Annotated in this window: 15 protein-coding genes; 7 read left to right on the top strand and 8 right to left on the bottom strand. The window is 36.0% G+C overall.

Going from position 1 to position 14,784, the window contains the following annotated elements:
• Nucleotides 1-62 precede the first annotated feature (62 nt).
• The 5 genes from K8P02_RS08850 to K8P02_RS08870 all read left to right on the top strand — a co-directional run bounded on the left by K8P02_RS08850 (nt 63) and on the right by K8P02_RS08870 (nt 2,958).
• Nucleotides 63-302, top strand: a complete 240-nt coding sequence (locus tag K8P02_RS08850) for a hypothetical protein (RefSeq protein ID WP_002560578.1) — start codon at nt 63-65, stop codon at nt 300-302.
• The gene (locus tag K8P02_RS08855; protein WP_008778329.1) at nt 292-675 is read left to right on the top strand and encodes an RteC domain-containing protein; all 384 of its coding nucleotides are present in this window, start codon (nt 292-294) and stop codon (nt 673-675) included. The genes K8P02_RS08850 and K8P02_RS08855 overlap by 11 nt, the downstream gene beginning before the upstream one ends.
• A 129-nt stretch (nt 676-804) precedes the next feature.
• On the top strand, nt 805-1,176 hold the full coding sequence (locus K8P02_RS08860; protein WP_025866444.1) for a helix-turn-helix domain-containing protein: 372 nt from the start codon (nt 805-807) through the stop codon (nt 1,174-1,176).
• A 255-nt stretch (nt 1,177-1,431) separates the two neighbouring features.
• Nucleotides 1,432-2,016 (top strand): BfmA/BtgA family mobilization protein, encoded by a 585-nt coding sequence (locus K8P02_RS08865; RefSeq protein WP_028728133.1) that lies wholly within the window; start codon nt 1,432-1,434, stop codon nt 2,014-2,016.
• Nucleotides 2,017-2,022: 6 nt separating this feature from the next.
• On the top strand, nt 2,023-2,958 hold the full coding sequence (locus K8P02_RS08870) for a DUF5712 family protein (protein ID WP_005868432.1): 936 nt from the start codon (nt 2,023-2,025) through the stop codon (nt 2,956-2,958).
• Nucleotides 2,959-3,143: 185 nt separating this feature from the next.
• On the opposite strand, the gene K8P02_RS08875 is transcribed toward K8P02_RS08870, so the two are convergent.
• Genes K8P02_RS08875 through K8P02_RS08910 form a run of 8 tightly spaced genes read right to left on the bottom strand, consistent with a single transcriptional unit; the run spans nt 3,144 to nt 12,744 of the window.
• A complete protein-coding gene (locus K8P02_RS08875; protein WP_223382230.1) occupies nt 3,144-3,581 on the bottom strand; it encodes a hypothetical protein in 438 nt (145 codons plus the stop codon).
• Between the two features lie 8 nt (nt 3,582-3,589).
• Nucleotides 3,590-5,083 carry an LA2681 family HEPN domain-containing protein gene (locus tag K8P02_RS08880; RefSeq protein WP_005868436.1) on the bottom strand — a complete coding sequence of 498 codons (1,494 nt, stop codon included), beginning with the start codon at nt 5,081-5,083 and terminating at the stop codon, nt 3,590-3,592.
• 19 nt (nt 5,084-5,102) lie between these two features.
• Nucleotides 5,103-6,089, bottom strand: coding sequence for a hypothetical protein (locus K8P02_RS08885; RefSeq protein ID WP_008778330.1), 987 nt, complete (start codon nt 6,087-6,089; stop codon nt 5,103-5,105).
• The gene (locus tag K8P02_RS08890; RefSeq protein WP_025866445.1) at nt 6,086-9,382 is read right to left on the bottom strand and encodes a dihydrolipoyllysine-residue succinyltransferase component of 2-oxoglutarate dehydrogenase complex; all 3,297 of its coding nucleotides are present in this window, start codon (nt 9,380-9,382) and stop codon (nt 6,086-6,088) included. Before K8P02_RS08890 ends, K8P02_RS08885 begins: the two co-directional genes overlap by 4 nt.
• The gene (locus tag K8P02_RS08895) at nt 9,375-10,040 is read right to left on the bottom strand and encodes a condensin complex protein MksE (RefSeq protein WP_005862058.1); all 666 of its coding nucleotides are present in this window, start codon (nt 10,038-10,040) and stop codon (nt 9,375-9,377) included. Before K8P02_RS08895 ends, K8P02_RS08890 begins: the two co-directional genes overlap by 8 nt.
• Nucleotides 10,010-11,320, bottom strand: coding sequence for a hypothetical protein (locus tag K8P02_RS08900; RefSeq protein WP_005862059.1), 1,311 nt, complete (start codon nt 11,318-11,320; stop codon nt 10,010-10,012). Before K8P02_RS08900 ends, K8P02_RS08895 begins: the two co-directional genes overlap by 31 nt.
• Before the next feature lie 27 nt (nt 11,321-11,347).
• Nucleotides 11,348-12,397 carry a DUF4917 family protein gene (locus K8P02_RS08905; RefSeq protein ID WP_005862060.1) on the bottom strand — a complete coding sequence of 350 codons (1,050 nt, stop codon included), beginning with the start codon at nt 12,395-12,397 and terminating at the stop codon, nt 11,348-11,350.
• Nucleotides 12,394-12,744, bottom strand: coding sequence for a hypothetical protein (locus tag K8P02_RS08910; protein WP_005862061.1), 351 nt, complete (start codon nt 12,742-12,744; stop codon nt 12,394-12,396). The genes K8P02_RS08905 and K8P02_RS08910 overlap by 4 nt, the downstream gene beginning before the upstream one ends.
• 372 nt (nt 12,745-13,116) lie before the next feature.
• Between K8P02_RS08910 and K8P02_RS08915 the strand changes: the two genes are divergently transcribed.
• Nucleotides 13,117-13,734, top strand: a complete 618-nt coding sequence (locus tag K8P02_RS08915; protein ID WP_005862062.1) for a type IV toxin-antitoxin system AbiEi family antitoxin domain-containing protein — start codon at nt 13,117-13,119, stop codon at nt 13,732-13,734.
• Nucleotides 13,731-14,519, top strand: a complete 789-nt coding sequence (locus K8P02_RS08920) for a nucleotidyl transferase AbiEii/AbiGii toxin family protein (RefSeq protein WP_005862063.1) — start codon at nt 13,731-13,733, stop codon at nt 14,517-14,519. The genes K8P02_RS08915 and K8P02_RS08920 overlap by 4 nt, the downstream gene beginning before the upstream one ends.
• The last annotated feature ends 265 nt before the right edge of the window (nt 14,520-14,784 follow it).

The raw sequence follows: 14,784 nt of genomic DNA on the forward strand, positions 1-14,784 counted from the left end.
AATTGTATCAACGCAATCCTCAGCAAAGCAACGCAATTTATCAATATGTAAATGTATTAATTATGAAAGACTTATCAGATTTGAGATTTTTCCGACTATTATCGGAACACTCACAGAAAGAGTTTGCCGTAAATGATTTTACGGCCGCATTGCAAGAACTTGCCAATCACTTAGTAAGTATTGCTATAAAGGAACAGGACTACGCTGTATTATTACGTTACTTCTCTTTTGGACTAAACAGGCTCAAGTCGTATCGAGTACAATTTGAGCAGGGGGAAAAACGCCTTGTCATTGCTTATTGATGAAGCGATAGGACTTGTAAATACGGAAATCCGCATACTCAATATGCAAATTAAATATCCGGTTCAATTCCAAAACCGGAAGAATAAACTTCCACTCTCGCCGCTCTACCTTACAGACGAAACCTATCTTATTGAGATTATGGAGATAGTTAGTGGATTGTTCCTATCTAAAAGAGTGGTAACGCGCAGTGGTACAGAAGCACCACTTACAGAAATCGGAAGAGCCTTTGAATACCTTTTCAATATTAAATTGGGCGATGTGCATAAGAAGCATGAAAGTGTCGTTAGTCGTAAACCATCAAAAATAACCGAATTTTTAGATACGCTTCGTAAAGCCATTAATGAAGAAAGCAAAAAGAAAGGCTATCTATAAATCAACTATTTAACAACTATTTATAGGGGTGTACCAGTGGTACACCCCTAACTTATTTTCATCCATTTGCCGAACTTTGCTTCATCAATCGATTGAAACCAATAATGTTAAACTTAAAAATGAAGCAAAATGTATATAGACAACGAAAACTTCGACAAGTGGATGGAACGGCTATCAAAAAAGCTCTCCGAAATCGGACAAGACCTAAAATCCCTTATCAATACCGACAAGATATTAGATCCTAGCGACAAGATATTAGATCCTAGCGACAAGATATTGGATAATCAGGATTTAGCTTTCCTGCTGAAAGTATCTTTCCGAACCCTGCAACGCTATCGGGCAAGTGGCAAACTTCCTTACTTTATGATAAGTCATAAAACCTATTATCGTGCTGCTGATATTCGGGTATTTATTCAAGAAAATGCCGACTGTAAAACATACGAACGGTTCAAAAAGGAAAACCAACTCGATAAGCAAACTGAGGCAAACCAAGGTGGGTAATATTACCGCCTGATGAAAAGCTATCGCTCCCCATTTAGCAGAAACGGCCTCACCTTGTGGCTCGGCTCGTTTCGCTAAATGAAGCAAGAGGGAACTGGACAAGTCCTGTTCTTCCTTCTTGCCCTGCGGGGCAAAGCCTTCGGCTTTAGCGGTTTAAGTGAAACCGCTGTAATGACACCTGTAATAATCAATTTTAGTTTATTGCTTATTATCAGGTGATTAATAGAGCGAATTTCTATAAAATTGTAATTACTCATGCAAAATAACAGCAGGAAAACCATATTCACCACCGTTTCCATAGACAAGGAAACGGGCGGCTTAGTAGAAAAGATATGTAAACACTATTCGCTGAAAAAGGCGGAAGTAGTGAAACTGGCTTTTCGGTATATCGACAAGGCAAATATCAATCCCGCCGATGCCCCCGAATCGGTCAAAGCCGAACTTGCCAAAATCAACAAACGGCAGGATGCTATTATACGTTTTATCCGTAACTACGAGGAAAAGGAACTTAACCCGATGATACGGGCGACCAATTCGATAGCCGTCCGCTTCGATAGTATTGTGAAAGCATTGGAAACACTTGTTCTTTCGCAGTTGGAGAAGAACCAAGAGAAACACAATGCCGTGCTGCAAAGAATCAGTGACAAATTCGGCGAACATGCCGACGTGATAAACAGTCAGGGTAAACATATCGGCGCGTTAAAAGAGACGCAGAAAAAAGACAATGCAAAACTTTTGAAGTTGATTAGCCTTTATGCGGAGTTGGCAGCTTGCGGAGTGATGGACGGCAAGCGCAAAGAGAGCCTGAAAGCCGAGATAACGAACCTGATAAACGAATAGCAAACAATGAACATCGATTTCCCGCCACCGTCCAACGGAGTGTATAACAATGCAGGCAGCAGCCGACAGTTAGCCAACTATTGCGAGCATGAAGATTTGCAACGGATGGAGCAGGGAATCTATACCGAAGGCTTTTTCAACCTTACGGATGATAATGTCTATAAATCCCATGTGATTAAAGACATTGACGGGAATATCGGGCAACTCTTAAAGACTGATGCCAAGTTTTACGCCGTTCACGTCAGCCCGTCCGAAAAGGAACTGCAAGCGATGGGAAGCACGGAACAGGAACAAGCCGAAGCCATGAAGCGGTATATCCGCGAAGTGTTCATTCCCGAATATGCCAAGAATTTCAATAAAGGATTATCAGCCGAAAACATCAAATTTTACGGCAAAATCCATTTCGACCGAAACTGTTCCGACAACCGTCTGAATATACACTGCCATTTGATTGTGAGCCGTAAAGACCAATCGAACAAAGTCAAGATAAGCCCGCTTACCAATCATCGAAACACCCAAAAAGGCGTTATTACAGGCGGTTTTGACCGTATCGCCTTATTTGAGAACGTGGAGAAAGGTTTTGATAATCTATTCGGTTATAATCGGCAACTACCCGAAACTTTTGAATACTGCAACACTATGAAGAACGGCACTGTCACGGATAAACTATGGATGCAGGAACGGGAACTGAAAGCCCCCGAACAAGATTTTGCTGGTGAAAAGAAAAAAATTGTCTATGTTCAAACAGATGAAAATATAAAAACACAAATAAATAAAAATGTAAAAACGTTTTCAAATATTCCAACCAATACGCAAACAGATGAAAGCGGTTTATCTTCTTTATTTTCCATACTTCCATCGGCTGCGGATGTCAATCCAATGGATGAGCAACAACCGCTGAAACCCAAGAAAAAGAAGAAACGGAGACCAAGATTAAGCTGATAAAATATTAGATTTATATTGTGCCAAAAGTTATTTCCCGTCCAACTTCGGTTATTTCCCGCTCATGGCTTCCCTGCCCGTTTTGGAGGGCGGAAGCCCCGCGAGAATAACCGATTGTCCGAGAATAACTTTTGCCAGTTTAACGGCGGCATAGCCGCTTTTATTAATACAGTTTATTTTTGATACTAAAATCTAAAGATGCAAATATATATTGTGTACAACAGTTCTATGGCTGAAACAATTATAATAAGTAACGACAATATGGTGACCTGACCATATTTCTTTTCTGCTTTATTTAAATGCTCAGATAAATTTACTTCAAACATACCGTATGACTGCTTGCGAGCGATTTCTTTCATAAAATGCTCAATATAAATCAGCATTGAAAGAGAACAAAATGGCAACAACAATATCAGACTATTAAATTCTTTATTTATCTGACATAAAGCAAAATATCCTGTAATAAAAATTGTATTGAACATGAACAACTTATCATGCAACCTATCGAAATATTTTAACACATATCTTTTGGAATCGTATTCCAATTGTTCTATTTTACGTGAAAGGCGTTCCAAAGACTTCTCCGCTTCTTCGATTATTTTATCTCCATCAAGATTATCCATATTATTCATTATATCTTAGAATTATCGTTTATTATCGGCATATCTATTGTTTTGGTTAAACCCTCTAAAGGCTTTCGGGAGCTTTCTTCTTCGTAAATAAGAGATGAAAGATAGATTAATGCAGACCTCGTAAGTTTCAGAATTTTAAATGCTTTATCATAAAAATCAAGCCTTTCAATTTCATATGTTTCCGGTGATTCGTTCCAACAAATATTTTTCCCTTCAACAATTTTAAATGATTTATGCTCCATAAAATTTCTCATTATCGCTATTTCCTTCGCTTCCGGTTCTATTGGTGAATCTACTCCTTCGTCCAAATCCTTGCTCAACCAAAATAAGCCCTGCAAAGCCAAATTTTGAGAGGTAAACATTTCCTCATTTATCGGATTATTCCTATTTCCTCTTTTATGCCATATATTTCTAAAAGAAACTCGATTTTTATCAATTCCCAAGTTTAAATATATATTCATAAGATAGGCTATCTTATCAAAAATAGAATAGCAAACGCGAAAGGATATTTTTATTTTTTCAATGGAAATGGCATAGACCGGACAATCAAAAGCAGTATAAAGGACAACATCTCTGTCTGAATAATGAGGTTTGTCAGTATTTACGCCTTCATAGAACAGAAACCTTGCTGAAACAAATTCCTGCTTCATTTGATTATACATCGATTGGCATATTGGTTTTTCTTCTCTTTTCAAGACCATTGTTGGAGTATGCAGAATATCGTGTGCAACAACATTTTGGGCTATAACATCATTTAGTGGATTTAGAAATAATACATTATCAATGCACCACTGTCTATAGTCAATTTCATCCGTTGATAATCCATGAAAGAAATCGTCATATTGCTTGAAATCATTCAAGTCTTTTAATGGATACCTTGTGGCAATGTGTTCCGCCAAACTATTAAACCCTGAACGGGCTTCTTCGTAAACATCTTTTTTATCACATGCTTCCAGTAAATGCTTTCGGGCATATTGCAAAAATATAAATTGATGTACCCCGTCAAAAACTTCCCTTGCATATCGGTATAATCCAAAACCCTTATTCCCCAAAGCCATGCCAAAATTGGGATTTATCAAAAGTGCTTTATTGAAATAGTCCTGCGCTTCTGAGAAACGCCCGATATGGTCAAAAGCACATCCCAGATTAGTTAGGATTTGACAAACATTAATATCTTCTCTTTTGCCAATGAGTTGCAAAGCACAACGTAAATGATATACTTGTTTTTCAAACTCTTTGGAACTAATGGGAACTTCGTAAGAGTTTAGATATTTTAGTTGTAATACATAACTCCAACCATTTGCCAAAAAATAATGAAATGTACTTTTTTGCTCATCATTGAAACGCTGCAAATCCACGTCCACAGATAGATTTAAACCGTTTTTTATAGATACAAGGTCATTTATACTTCTGGATTTCTCAAAAATATTGGCAAAATTATTTAGTATCTCATTAGGCGAATATGTATTTATATTAGTAGGGGTTATATTCATGTTTATTTGTAGATTTATGTTATTTTACTTTTCCTATCTCGTCGATTATTCGACCTATATCGTTCCCTTCTTCCTCAATCCACTCATCAGTTTTTATGAGGTTTTGTAGTATTGCCAGTTGTTCAGAAGAATATAGGTTAGCGGTTAATGATGATAATTCTGTAGTTTTATCCCATTCGCTACGGTGATAATCTTCTGTATCTTTGATTCGTTCGGGTTTACCGTTGGGATTTAGAAGTTGTAACGAAGAGGCTTTGTCCTTAATCATTTCAACCCGATGATAAATCCGCTCATAAATTTGTAATCCCATCAAGTCCCAATCACACAGGTAATATATCGGATATTCAATTTTCGGTAAATTTTCAATCGGCAAGGTATTATTGCCGCCAACGTGCCATAATTCAACATTCCTTTTTGGGGCAATGTCAAGGGTAAGAAAATAACGATTTTCACATAGGATTATACATGTTGGATTTTTGCATGGAACACGATAAATCCACTGACCTTCGTTCTGGGGAAACTTATCTATCCCTATTATTTTTAACACAGCATCTTCCAATGCAGAACCCTTTTCAATATGTTTGGCCGATTTGAAGAACGATTTTGAAATTCCTTTTCGTCCGTCTTTTCCTGCCTCTATTTTACTTCGCATTTCGGATAATAGTGTTTGCCCACTATCGACCAAGACATTCTCACATTGCTTGATGTTCATTAGGCTCTTGATTTCAAATTCCGAAAATGGAGTGTGGGGCGTCAAAATCTGATTTTCCGACAGAAAGGAATAATACTTGTGAAATAGACCTTCTATATTTTCCCGCTCATATTCATCGTCGAATTTACTGTATGGCTCTATGGTTTTAGTTGAACCGATTTTCTTCTTAATATACCCTTCTCGTTTTAGATATTTGAAGTATGGGCGTTCCTGTACTTTCAAATTGGTTTTGCGTTCGTGGTATAATTGATACAGCGCTTTAAACTCAGGCCATGTTAATTGTTTATTTATCATATCTTCTGAATTTCATCGGCATTACTAAATATAGCAAAAGTACTCACTCGTTCTTTCCGCTTTTTACTGCCGTTGAGGATGTATAAATATTGTTCACCGTCCCTGAAATCATCAAGGGGATTGATTGACATTGATATTAGCTGATAATCTTTGGCTTCGGCAATTCGTTCAAGTAAATCGAAATTACTACCAATTCCTTCAGCCTCGTCAATAGGCATAAAACGTAATCCACTGTGTTGTCTCCCCTTTTCTTTTTTCTCAACTAAGGAAAGACGGGCAACGCATAACATGGCAGTAACGGCATAGGTCTGACCTGCGCTCCCGACATTCTTTTCTCCATCATCCGACTCCATTTCGAATTTTATATCAAAATAGTTCTTGGGATTTAATAAGTCTTCTATTTTCGCATTCTTGAATCCACCACATTTTTCAAAAGCTGTAGCCATCATGTCAGGAATATCAATTTTTTCTCTTAATGCTGCAAATAAATCTTGATGAATGCTTTCTTGTTTTATCGAATCATTAAGCTTTTCCAAAAACATATCAATCCAATCGATTGGATAAATTAAAGAAAACGGACAAGTAAGACTTAACTTAAATCCTTGTGATATTTCTTTATCCGAGCCTTTAAAATAGGCTCCAATCTCATACATTTTTGCAACATAATCGCTGACAGCATCTCTAACATCCTGAAAAATTTCCTTGAGCAAATTCAGTTTCCGATTTCCGATATGGATATGTGTGTCATTTAACTGTTTGAGAAAGTCTAACATTTGCTGTAAAGCATCTGTCTCATTTGACGTCAATTGTTTTGCGGGAATCTCATTAACAACTTCCCTTGTTAATGCCAAATAATCTTCAGACCCCATGAATCGTTGATACATTTTTTCGCTTAAAAACTCGATAACAATATCATCATATGCTTGCTTATAAGCATTCCTTGCTGAATAGAATAATTGTTCTTTTTCTTCGGGTTTGGCTACAATATTAATTTTTAAGTTTATCTGTTGGTCTGACTGTGCTTGATAATCTAACTTTGCCTGATGATAAAGGCTGTCTTCTTCTTGAATCTTAGTTTTCAGAACTTTTATTTCTTCTTTGCAACTGTGTTTTTTCTTTAGATTATCATTTAGTTCTGAGCGAAGATTTAATATGCTTGTCGTATCTAAATCCTCAGGGATTTGTATATAAGTTGAAAATAATTGTCGAAATCGAGTTGCTCTATTTTGTTTATATATAAGCAGTCTGTTTGCTTTTTCTTGAAGTTGTCTGATAGCGGTTTGAACTTCAAGAAAAGAGAAATTCTTTGAGAATTCTATTTGGCAGGCTTGTTGTATATCTTTTTTTACTTGCTCTTGCTCCGTTTCTCCCTTTATTTTCAGGATTTTGGCAGCATCAAGTTCCGATTTGGTTTGCTTAATGTCTTCTCCATTAAAATGGACTTTCAACAATTCATCTAATTGTGTGGCAGTAATATCTAAATTTTCATCAATGATATATGCTGATATTTCATCTCTACGAACAAAAGCGTTAACTGCATTCTCGCCATGTTTAGACGCCACTTTTTGCATAGCCTCTATAGTTTCTTTCTCTTCTCTTAATGAATTGATGATTTCTGCTGCATCTTTGTATTTTTCGTTGAAGTATCCCGTAATTTCGTCACTATTCTTCGTTGTGAAAAATCGTTCGGGTATGTAAGGTACAAATCTCCTAATGCTGCCCCAATCAACCCAAAAACCATTCGGATTGCTTTCTTTTTCCCCGATTTCCAAGTTGCCAAAAAAAGTTTCCGGATTTGGTATATATTGTGTATTCTTTTCAATACTTGCAGGTTTCTCAATAAGTATCATATCTAAGTTGAACAAGACACTTTCTTCCTCATGTGATAATGATGGTTTGTTCTGTATTGTCCAATATGCTAAAGATTTAGTATTGGTGACATCTGAAAAGTCCTTTAAAGTAGTAAGTCTCTTTATTTCGGTGTTGATTTCTTCTGTTCTCTTCTTGTAAAAAGCAGAGCCATCAACTGCTCCTCTCGCCCAAGGAGATTTTGTCCATTCTTCATATAACTTTTGCTTCATCAATTCATCACCCAAATTTTTCAAGTGTTCCTTTTCAGCCTTCTCACTCAATTGTTTTGAGTGCCTATCTCGTAATTTTTCGCATGTTTTATAAGCATCAAGTAATTTTTCTACTTTTTGCACTTGAATGTACTGTTCGTCGAGTTTGGGGTATTTCTGAAATGCAACGGACTCTTTAGTCAGATACGCTGTTATATTTTCTTGAGCATTTTCAATGATGGATAATTTATCTGCTAAAAGATTTACGTTTTTCCGTTGCTCCTCAGCTTCTGCTGAAAATAAACGCAAAAAGGAATTGGCTACTTTATGATTGATACTTTTTATGTCATACTGAAGCTGAATACATTTTTCTTCTGCCGTATTCTTGTTTTGATAATGAAATATGGTTTTTGTTTTCAAATAGTCTTCCTGTGCTGCATCCCGTGCTTGTTTTAAATCGAAAAGACGTTTGAACTTTTCGTATTTGATTCGCACTTTTTCTAATGTGTCTTTATTTTCTTTGTGGTCTCTTAATTCTTGTGCTATATCTGCAAGTTGTTCGTCAAAACGAACTTTGATGATATTTTCCCTATCGTCATTAAGGAAAAACTCTTTCAACCATTTCGAATTGTTTTTAAATCCTTTACCACGAGAAAATGCGCGAATGATTTGTGCAAAATTCTTTAAGTTTCCTTCTGTCTTCAGGTCAATGGGAAGGATTTTGTTTTGTTCAAGTAATTCATGATATTTATTCAAAGACAGTTTTGCAGCATAAGCCTGTTTATTTTCTTTCATCCTTTCAGGAAGATTAGTTATATCTATAATCTCGTCACCCAACATAAAATCTTTTGATATAAGAGGTGAAGAAAGAGGCTCAAATACGTCTAATCCTATATTTGCTTGAATAATAAAAGGGTCAATGGAAGTAGTTGATATGTACATCCCGATGACAATAAATTTGTCCGTATCTATTGCAATGTTTAGAAATACATATCCATATCGTTCAATGATTAACTTTCTTGCTTCCCGCTCTGAACTTGAATCTGTGGCAGATTTAAATTCCCTTTCTCCGACTAATATCAGTTGTAACACATCTGCAATAATAGATTTTCCGACACCGCTGTCACCTGCAAAATCTGTCCGAAACGGATGAAAACGATAATCTGAATTATAATGATTACGAATGCCTACTGTTGAAAGGCTATATATACGAGGAAATTTTTTATTACTCATTGCTAATCGGTGTATTGATGATGTAGTTTTCAAACATATTCAGTAAACGATTGAGAGACGGCATGATTTCAAAAGTTTCCGTGCTTTTGTCTATCATAATCCAACATAAATCGTTGAATTTTTTAAGCGCTTTGTCCATCTCATCTTCAATAGATTTTAGCTCATAATCCGTTTCTTCTGTATCTTCCGATTTTGCAAATAGCCGTAATAAGTGCGGTTTATATTCTTCATACTCCGACAATACTTGTACTTTAAAATCTTGGATTAGTATACGGCTTTCTGCTCTTGGTTCAAGAACATACATGCGAATTAATAGAAAGGCTATGATTAGATGCGATTCCGCAAGATATTCACGATTTTCTACAGGAATATTACCCCGTTGGTAGTATCCGTTTCCATCTTTGAAGAAATCAATGAAAAAGTATTCTAAATCACCTTCGCCCTCACGATTCAAATGGATATCAAACAAATTGTCATAATAAGATTTTAGTTTGTCGTAATATTTTCCGACAAAAGCAAACTGCTTACCCTGTGAAGGACATTTTTGAATATGTTTTCCACTTTTCAAAGCATAATCGACATCTGCAAATATTGATATTGCTTCTTGTGTCGTTAAAAATGCATAGCCTACATTTTCTTGTAAATAATCGTCTTCCATATTTTTATCATTGGATATTCGGGGATGCCAACTATTTCAGTTGAAATAGATATCCCGAATGAATTAATGTCACGGTAATATTTAGACATGGTTTTGTGAGCTAACTTCACACAAATACGGATATTCCCATTTTCTTTTTTGAGCACTTCATAAAAGAAAGCAGAAAAATCAACTTCTTGATATGCTTTTAGTCGATTTTCCAAATCAAGCATATAAAGGTTAATCCTTTTTTGAATTTCAATCCTTTCTTTTTCCAATAAAAAGCGATTCTCTGTTTCAGTGGCGTTGGTTACGGGAATTTTTGATTTCGCTGTTTTGAACCGACTAAGGGAAGCTCCATCAAAATTTTCTTTAACGATAATAAACCTTGGTTGCTGAGTATAACGTATCGGGATACTTGGTATGCCATCAGGGAAACGGATTTTGCCTTTTTCCAAAGTGCTTTTTTCAAGTAGTTGATTAAAGAAGCGTTTGAACCGAATGTAGAAATCGTGCCTATTGATATTTCTGATATATTCATTTAGTCGAGGTTTAACGCTGTCTATACGCTTGCTGATGATTTTCAGATTACCTCGAACTTCCTGAAAGAAGGATAGCACATTTGCCCGTTGTCTGTTCAGAAGAATATCTTCTGTAATGATATTACTCTTCAATAGCTTGTTTTGAATATCGTGCGCTCCACTAAAGGCATTATTCAACTCTTCTGTTTTGGAACGAATATCTTCCAATGTGTTAACTATTGATTTTAAAGCATTCAAATCGTAAGCATGCTCATTTGATATCTGTCGTCTGAAATCAATGACTAATCGGTCAATTTGGATATATAGGGTATTAATTTGTGTATCTACTCTTTGGCTATAGCTTTCGAATGTAGTAGAGTACCACTCTGTGAAGGATTGTTCGCTAAAGGTGTTAGAAAGGTATAAAAACTCTTTTTGTAGCTGAGTGGGATTGAATGTCTCTTCAAGAATATTTTCAATCAGTTTGCACCACTTTTTGGTAAAAGGTTTGAGACGGTATAGCCGATTCTTTTCATCGCGCCATAAAAAATACTTTTGAAAATACTTGACTATATTATTAAACTGTATTTTCTGATTGGTTTTCAAATCATATCGGATCTCCCTCAACGATTTGATGATTTCTTCTTCTGAAAACTCTTTCCCAATGTCTCCGTCCTTTTGTTTCTGATACAGATGAAACAGCACCAATCCTTCCTGCTTAAGAGGAATAAGATTTTCATATTCTTTTTCTATTTCATTGTATAGATTGAATAAGGACATAACTTTAACAATACAAAAAAGTTAACCTTATTGCCAAACATTGGTTGTTTTAGCATTATAAAGATTAACCTTACATTTAAATTTAGTTTTTATTTTCTCAATATGCATCAAATCGGCATCTGAGTATACACCGATATACACACTCCATAATTTGTCTTGTGCCTTCTTCCCTTGATTAGCCGCGATGTTTATGGCTTCTATGATATGTGTATCATTGTCGCCAAAGTTGAAACCAAATGTTATTAATGAGCCTTTTATCGAAGAAAACTTATCAAAGCAAAACGACAGGTATTTGTTATGCATAATGTGCGTAAGTTTTTCATTTGCATTGCCTGCTGTCACAAAAATGGGATATTCTTTCTTTTCCATTCTTGCTTTAATGTTATCTAATAAGTAGTCACCGTTATATTCTTCTTTGATTATATCTATTCCTGTATCAAATAGAGGAAGCGCACCATGCAAATAAAATACGGATTGGCTATCCTTATTTTTACCCCAACGAAGTTCAGAATATTCCGGTTCATAATCCGGAACATACTCATCTCCTAATGGGTTTTCGACTTCTCTTCCAAAGCCATCTCCTGCATTTTTACAAGTGTTGCGCATTAATACCCAATAAAGAAGCAAGTCATAATTCGACGAAAAAACATATCCGTCATTAACTAAGTAATCTTCTAAAAAAGTACAGCAAGCGGCATTTTTTTCTTCAGGTATCTTAAACACATGTTCAGGGTGCATTGCTTTAACAGCATCAATCAAGCTATTTTTCAGGGTTTCACTTGTATGCTTGATTTTATCAATCAGTTCTTTGTCTGCATTGAAAACTTGAGCAACATTAGCGAAAAGGTCTAATTGCTGCATGATTATCTCAAAGTTCTTTGTATTTATGCTGTTGAATAGCTGTTTCAATAATTCATCTTCCGAGTTTTCTATAAATGCACTAAGCGCATTATATGAGAATATTTTGGCATCATAAGCCATACTGAATCCATTTCCCAACAGCAAATGCTTAGCCCTTCCTTTTTTGCGTAGGGATTGAACAACCTCTTGATAGGTTTGAAGTTCTTCAACTTTCATACTTCAACTTTTTTCCAATGATGTTTGGGAACAAAACAAGGCAATTTACTCAAAATAATATCCTGAGGTAAGCCCCACATGATTTCATATGTATTTTCTCCAACTTGGGAATTAGCTTCCTTTGCTTCTAATTCCATATCTATGGGGACATTCACAAATATAGTATAGTAAGGACTGGTAGATTGGTCATAACTTTTAAGTTTTGGGTCTATGGCAACAAGCTTGTCAAATAACCCTTCAACATTTAACTTCTTATCTACACTAATAGGAATTGAACAATAAGAATTGCCCTTGCTGTCCACAAGGTGACTTTTAATAATGCTATCTGCTAACTTAATCTTTATCATGATATTTTCTTTAAGATTTCTACTTCAAACTTTCGTTAATGGCAAAGTTAGCAAATCTTTTAACATTGTCACTAACTTTTTCATTTTAAGAATGAAATCTATGGTATTAATACTAGGAATTAGTTGTTTTGCTTCACCATTCACAATAAACAAGCTGTTTTTATTCGAATAAAGTTGCTTATGACATCTCTGTTACCACTACTTCAGCAGTTGCAAAATAGCAGGGCAAAGTCTTTTTTGTTTTATCGACAAAACAAAAACAGCTTATTTTCGTCTTATCGACAGAACAAGAATACCCCTAACTAATCCTGATATTTTGTTTTGTTTCTAAAATGCATTATATTTGCAGCATAATAGAAACAAAATCAAGAAATGACATTTTTGGAATTTAAGAATCAGCTATTCGATTTGGCATGCTTCAATATCTATCAGGTATATGCATGGCAATCGGATTTTGACCGTAATAGCCTTACTCGCTGGGTGAAGAAAGGATATCTTATCCGGTTACGGCAGGGATACTTTGCTTTCTCTGAATATAAGAGCAAACCGGATTATTTCCTTTATTTTGCCAACAGGATTTACCGTCCGTCCTATATCAGCTTGCATACAGCATTGTCGTTCTATGGGATGATACCGGAAGCGGTGGTACAGATTACCAGTGTGACAACCCTAAAAACAGCATCTTTCGTCAATGACTTCGGCGAATACTCTTATAAGAACGTCAAAGAAAACCTGATGTTCGGGTACGAGTTGAAGCCAATGGCAGACAATCATACCATACAGTTTGCCACACCCGAGAAGGCATTACTTGATTTGCTGTATCTTTATCCGTTCTATGATAGTGAGCAGGAATTGGAAGAATTGCGCTTGGATGAAGATTACCTGCACGATGATTTAAACAAGGATTTACTGATGGACTACTGCGACATGTTTCAAAGCAAGGCACTTGATCATCGTGTAAAGTTACTTCTTAAAACTTACGATTTATGATACAGATTGAACAGATAAGAAATTATTTTCCGGTTCAAATCCGTGGAAATTCGGGGTTCGATAAGCACATACTAAAAGAGTATTTACAGTTGATGATTCTGGATTACCTTTCTTCTACGCCAAACATCCAAAAGATGGCTTTTATCGGTGGGACAAACCTGCGTTTAGTAAAAGGGATAGACCGGTTTTCTGAAGATTTGGATTTTGACTGCAAAAACCTGTCGAAAGACGAGTTTATTGAAATGACAAACGGCGTAATTCAGTTTCTGGAACGTTCAGGATTACGCGTGGAGGCAAAAGATAAAAAAAATCCAAAGCTAACAGCCTTCCGGCGTAATATTCATTTTCCTGAACTGTTATTCGATTTGGGATTGAGCGGACATAAGGAAGAACGCTTTTTGATAAAGGTCGAAAGCCAATACCAAGGAATTGCTTATCCCCCTGTTATCACAAATATCAAAGGGTACGGATTCTTTTTCCCGTTTCCCGTTCCTTCTGATGGTGTATTGTGCAGTATGAAAATTGCCGCCATGTTAGCCCGCGCCAAAGGACGTGATTTTTACGACCTGATGTTTTTGCTTTCGCAGTCAAAACCCGATTACGATTTTCTTTCAAAGCGTTGCGGAGTACATAATTTGCAGGAGTTCAAACAGGCAGCAGGCGAATTGCTGAAAACAGTCGATTTGAAGAAGAAGCAAAAGGATTTTGAGCACTTGCTTTTCAATAAAGCGAATAGTGAGAAGATTTTGAGGTTTGGGGATTTCGTTAATTCGCTTACAGAATAATTCGATGCGAAATGCACATTTCGGAAATGACCGTTTCGGAACAATGGAAAGGCAAATTAAACAGCCGTAAATTTTACCGCCATAAAAATTACCTTCTATTTCTGTTATGCCCTATTTTTGCTGCACAAGAGAAGTAAAAAGACTAATTATTTCAACTTTTCGGTCAAACAATGGATTAATTTAATATTCTTTCTTAACTTTGCAGTAACAATCGTGTTAAATCACGGGCAAAACGATGAGAAATAATCGTGTGCTAAATCGTGTG

This window comes from Bacteroides nordii (genome assembly GCF_019930665.1).
GTDB lineage: Bacteria > Bacteroidota > Bacteroidia > Bacteroidales > Bacteroidaceae > Bacteroides > Bacteroides nordii.

Excerpts from the sequence above, each read along its gene's own strand:
- K8P02_RS08850 (WP_002560578.1), top strand. The coding sequence starts at position 63 with ATGAAAGACTTATCAGATTTGAGATTTTTCCGACTATTATCGGAACAC.
- K8P02_RS08860 (WP_025866444.1), top strand. The coding sequence starts at position 805 with ATGTATATAGACAACGAAAACTTCGACAAGTGGATGGAACGGCTATCA.
- K8P02_RS08865 (WP_028728133.1), top strand. The coding sequence starts at position 1,432 with ATGCAAAATAACAGCAGGAAAACCATATTCACCACCGTTTCCATAGAC.
- K8P02_RS08870 (WP_005868432.1), top strand. The coding sequence starts at position 2,023 with ATGAACATCGATTTCCCGCCACCGTCCAACGGAGTGTATAACAATGCA.
- K8P02_RS08875 (WP_223382230.1), bottom strand. The coding sequence starts at position 3,581 with ATGGATAATCTTGATGGAGATAAAATAATCGAAGAAGCGGAGAAGTCT.
- K8P02_RS08880 (WP_005868436.1), bottom strand. The coding sequence starts at position 5,083 with ATGAATATAACCCCTACTAATATAAATACATATTCGCCTAATGAGATA.
- K8P02_RS08885 (WP_008778330.1), bottom strand. The coding sequence starts at position 6,089 with ATGATAAATAAACAATTAACATGGCCTGAGTTTAAAGCGCTGTATCAA.
- K8P02_RS08890 (WP_025866445.1), bottom strand. The coding sequence starts at position 9,382 with ATGAGTAATAAAAAATTTCCTCGTATATATAGCCTTTCAACAGTAGGC.
- K8P02_RS08895 (WP_005862058.1), bottom strand. The coding sequence starts at position 10,040 with ATGGAAGACGATTATTTACAAGAAAATGTAGGCTATGCATTTTTAACG.
- K8P02_RS08900 (WP_005862059.1), bottom strand. The coding sequence starts at position 11,320 with ATGTCCTTATTCAATCTATACAATGAAATAGAAAAAGAATATGAAAAT.
- K8P02_RS08905 (WP_005862060.1), bottom strand. The coding sequence starts at position 12,397 with ATGAAAGTTGAAGAACTTCAAACCTATCAAGAGGTTGTTCAATCCCTA.
- K8P02_RS08910 (WP_005862061.1), bottom strand. The coding sequence starts at position 12,744 with ATGATAAAGATTAAGTTAGCAGATAGCATTATTAAAAGTCACCTTGTG.
- K8P02_RS08915 (WP_005862062.1), top strand. The coding sequence starts at position 13,117 with ATGACATTTTTGGAATTTAAGAATCAGCTATTCGATTTGGCATGCTTC.
- K8P02_RS08920 (WP_005862063.1), top strand. The coding sequence starts at position 13,731 with ATGATACAGATTGAACAGATAAGAAATTATTTTCCGGTTCAAATCCGT.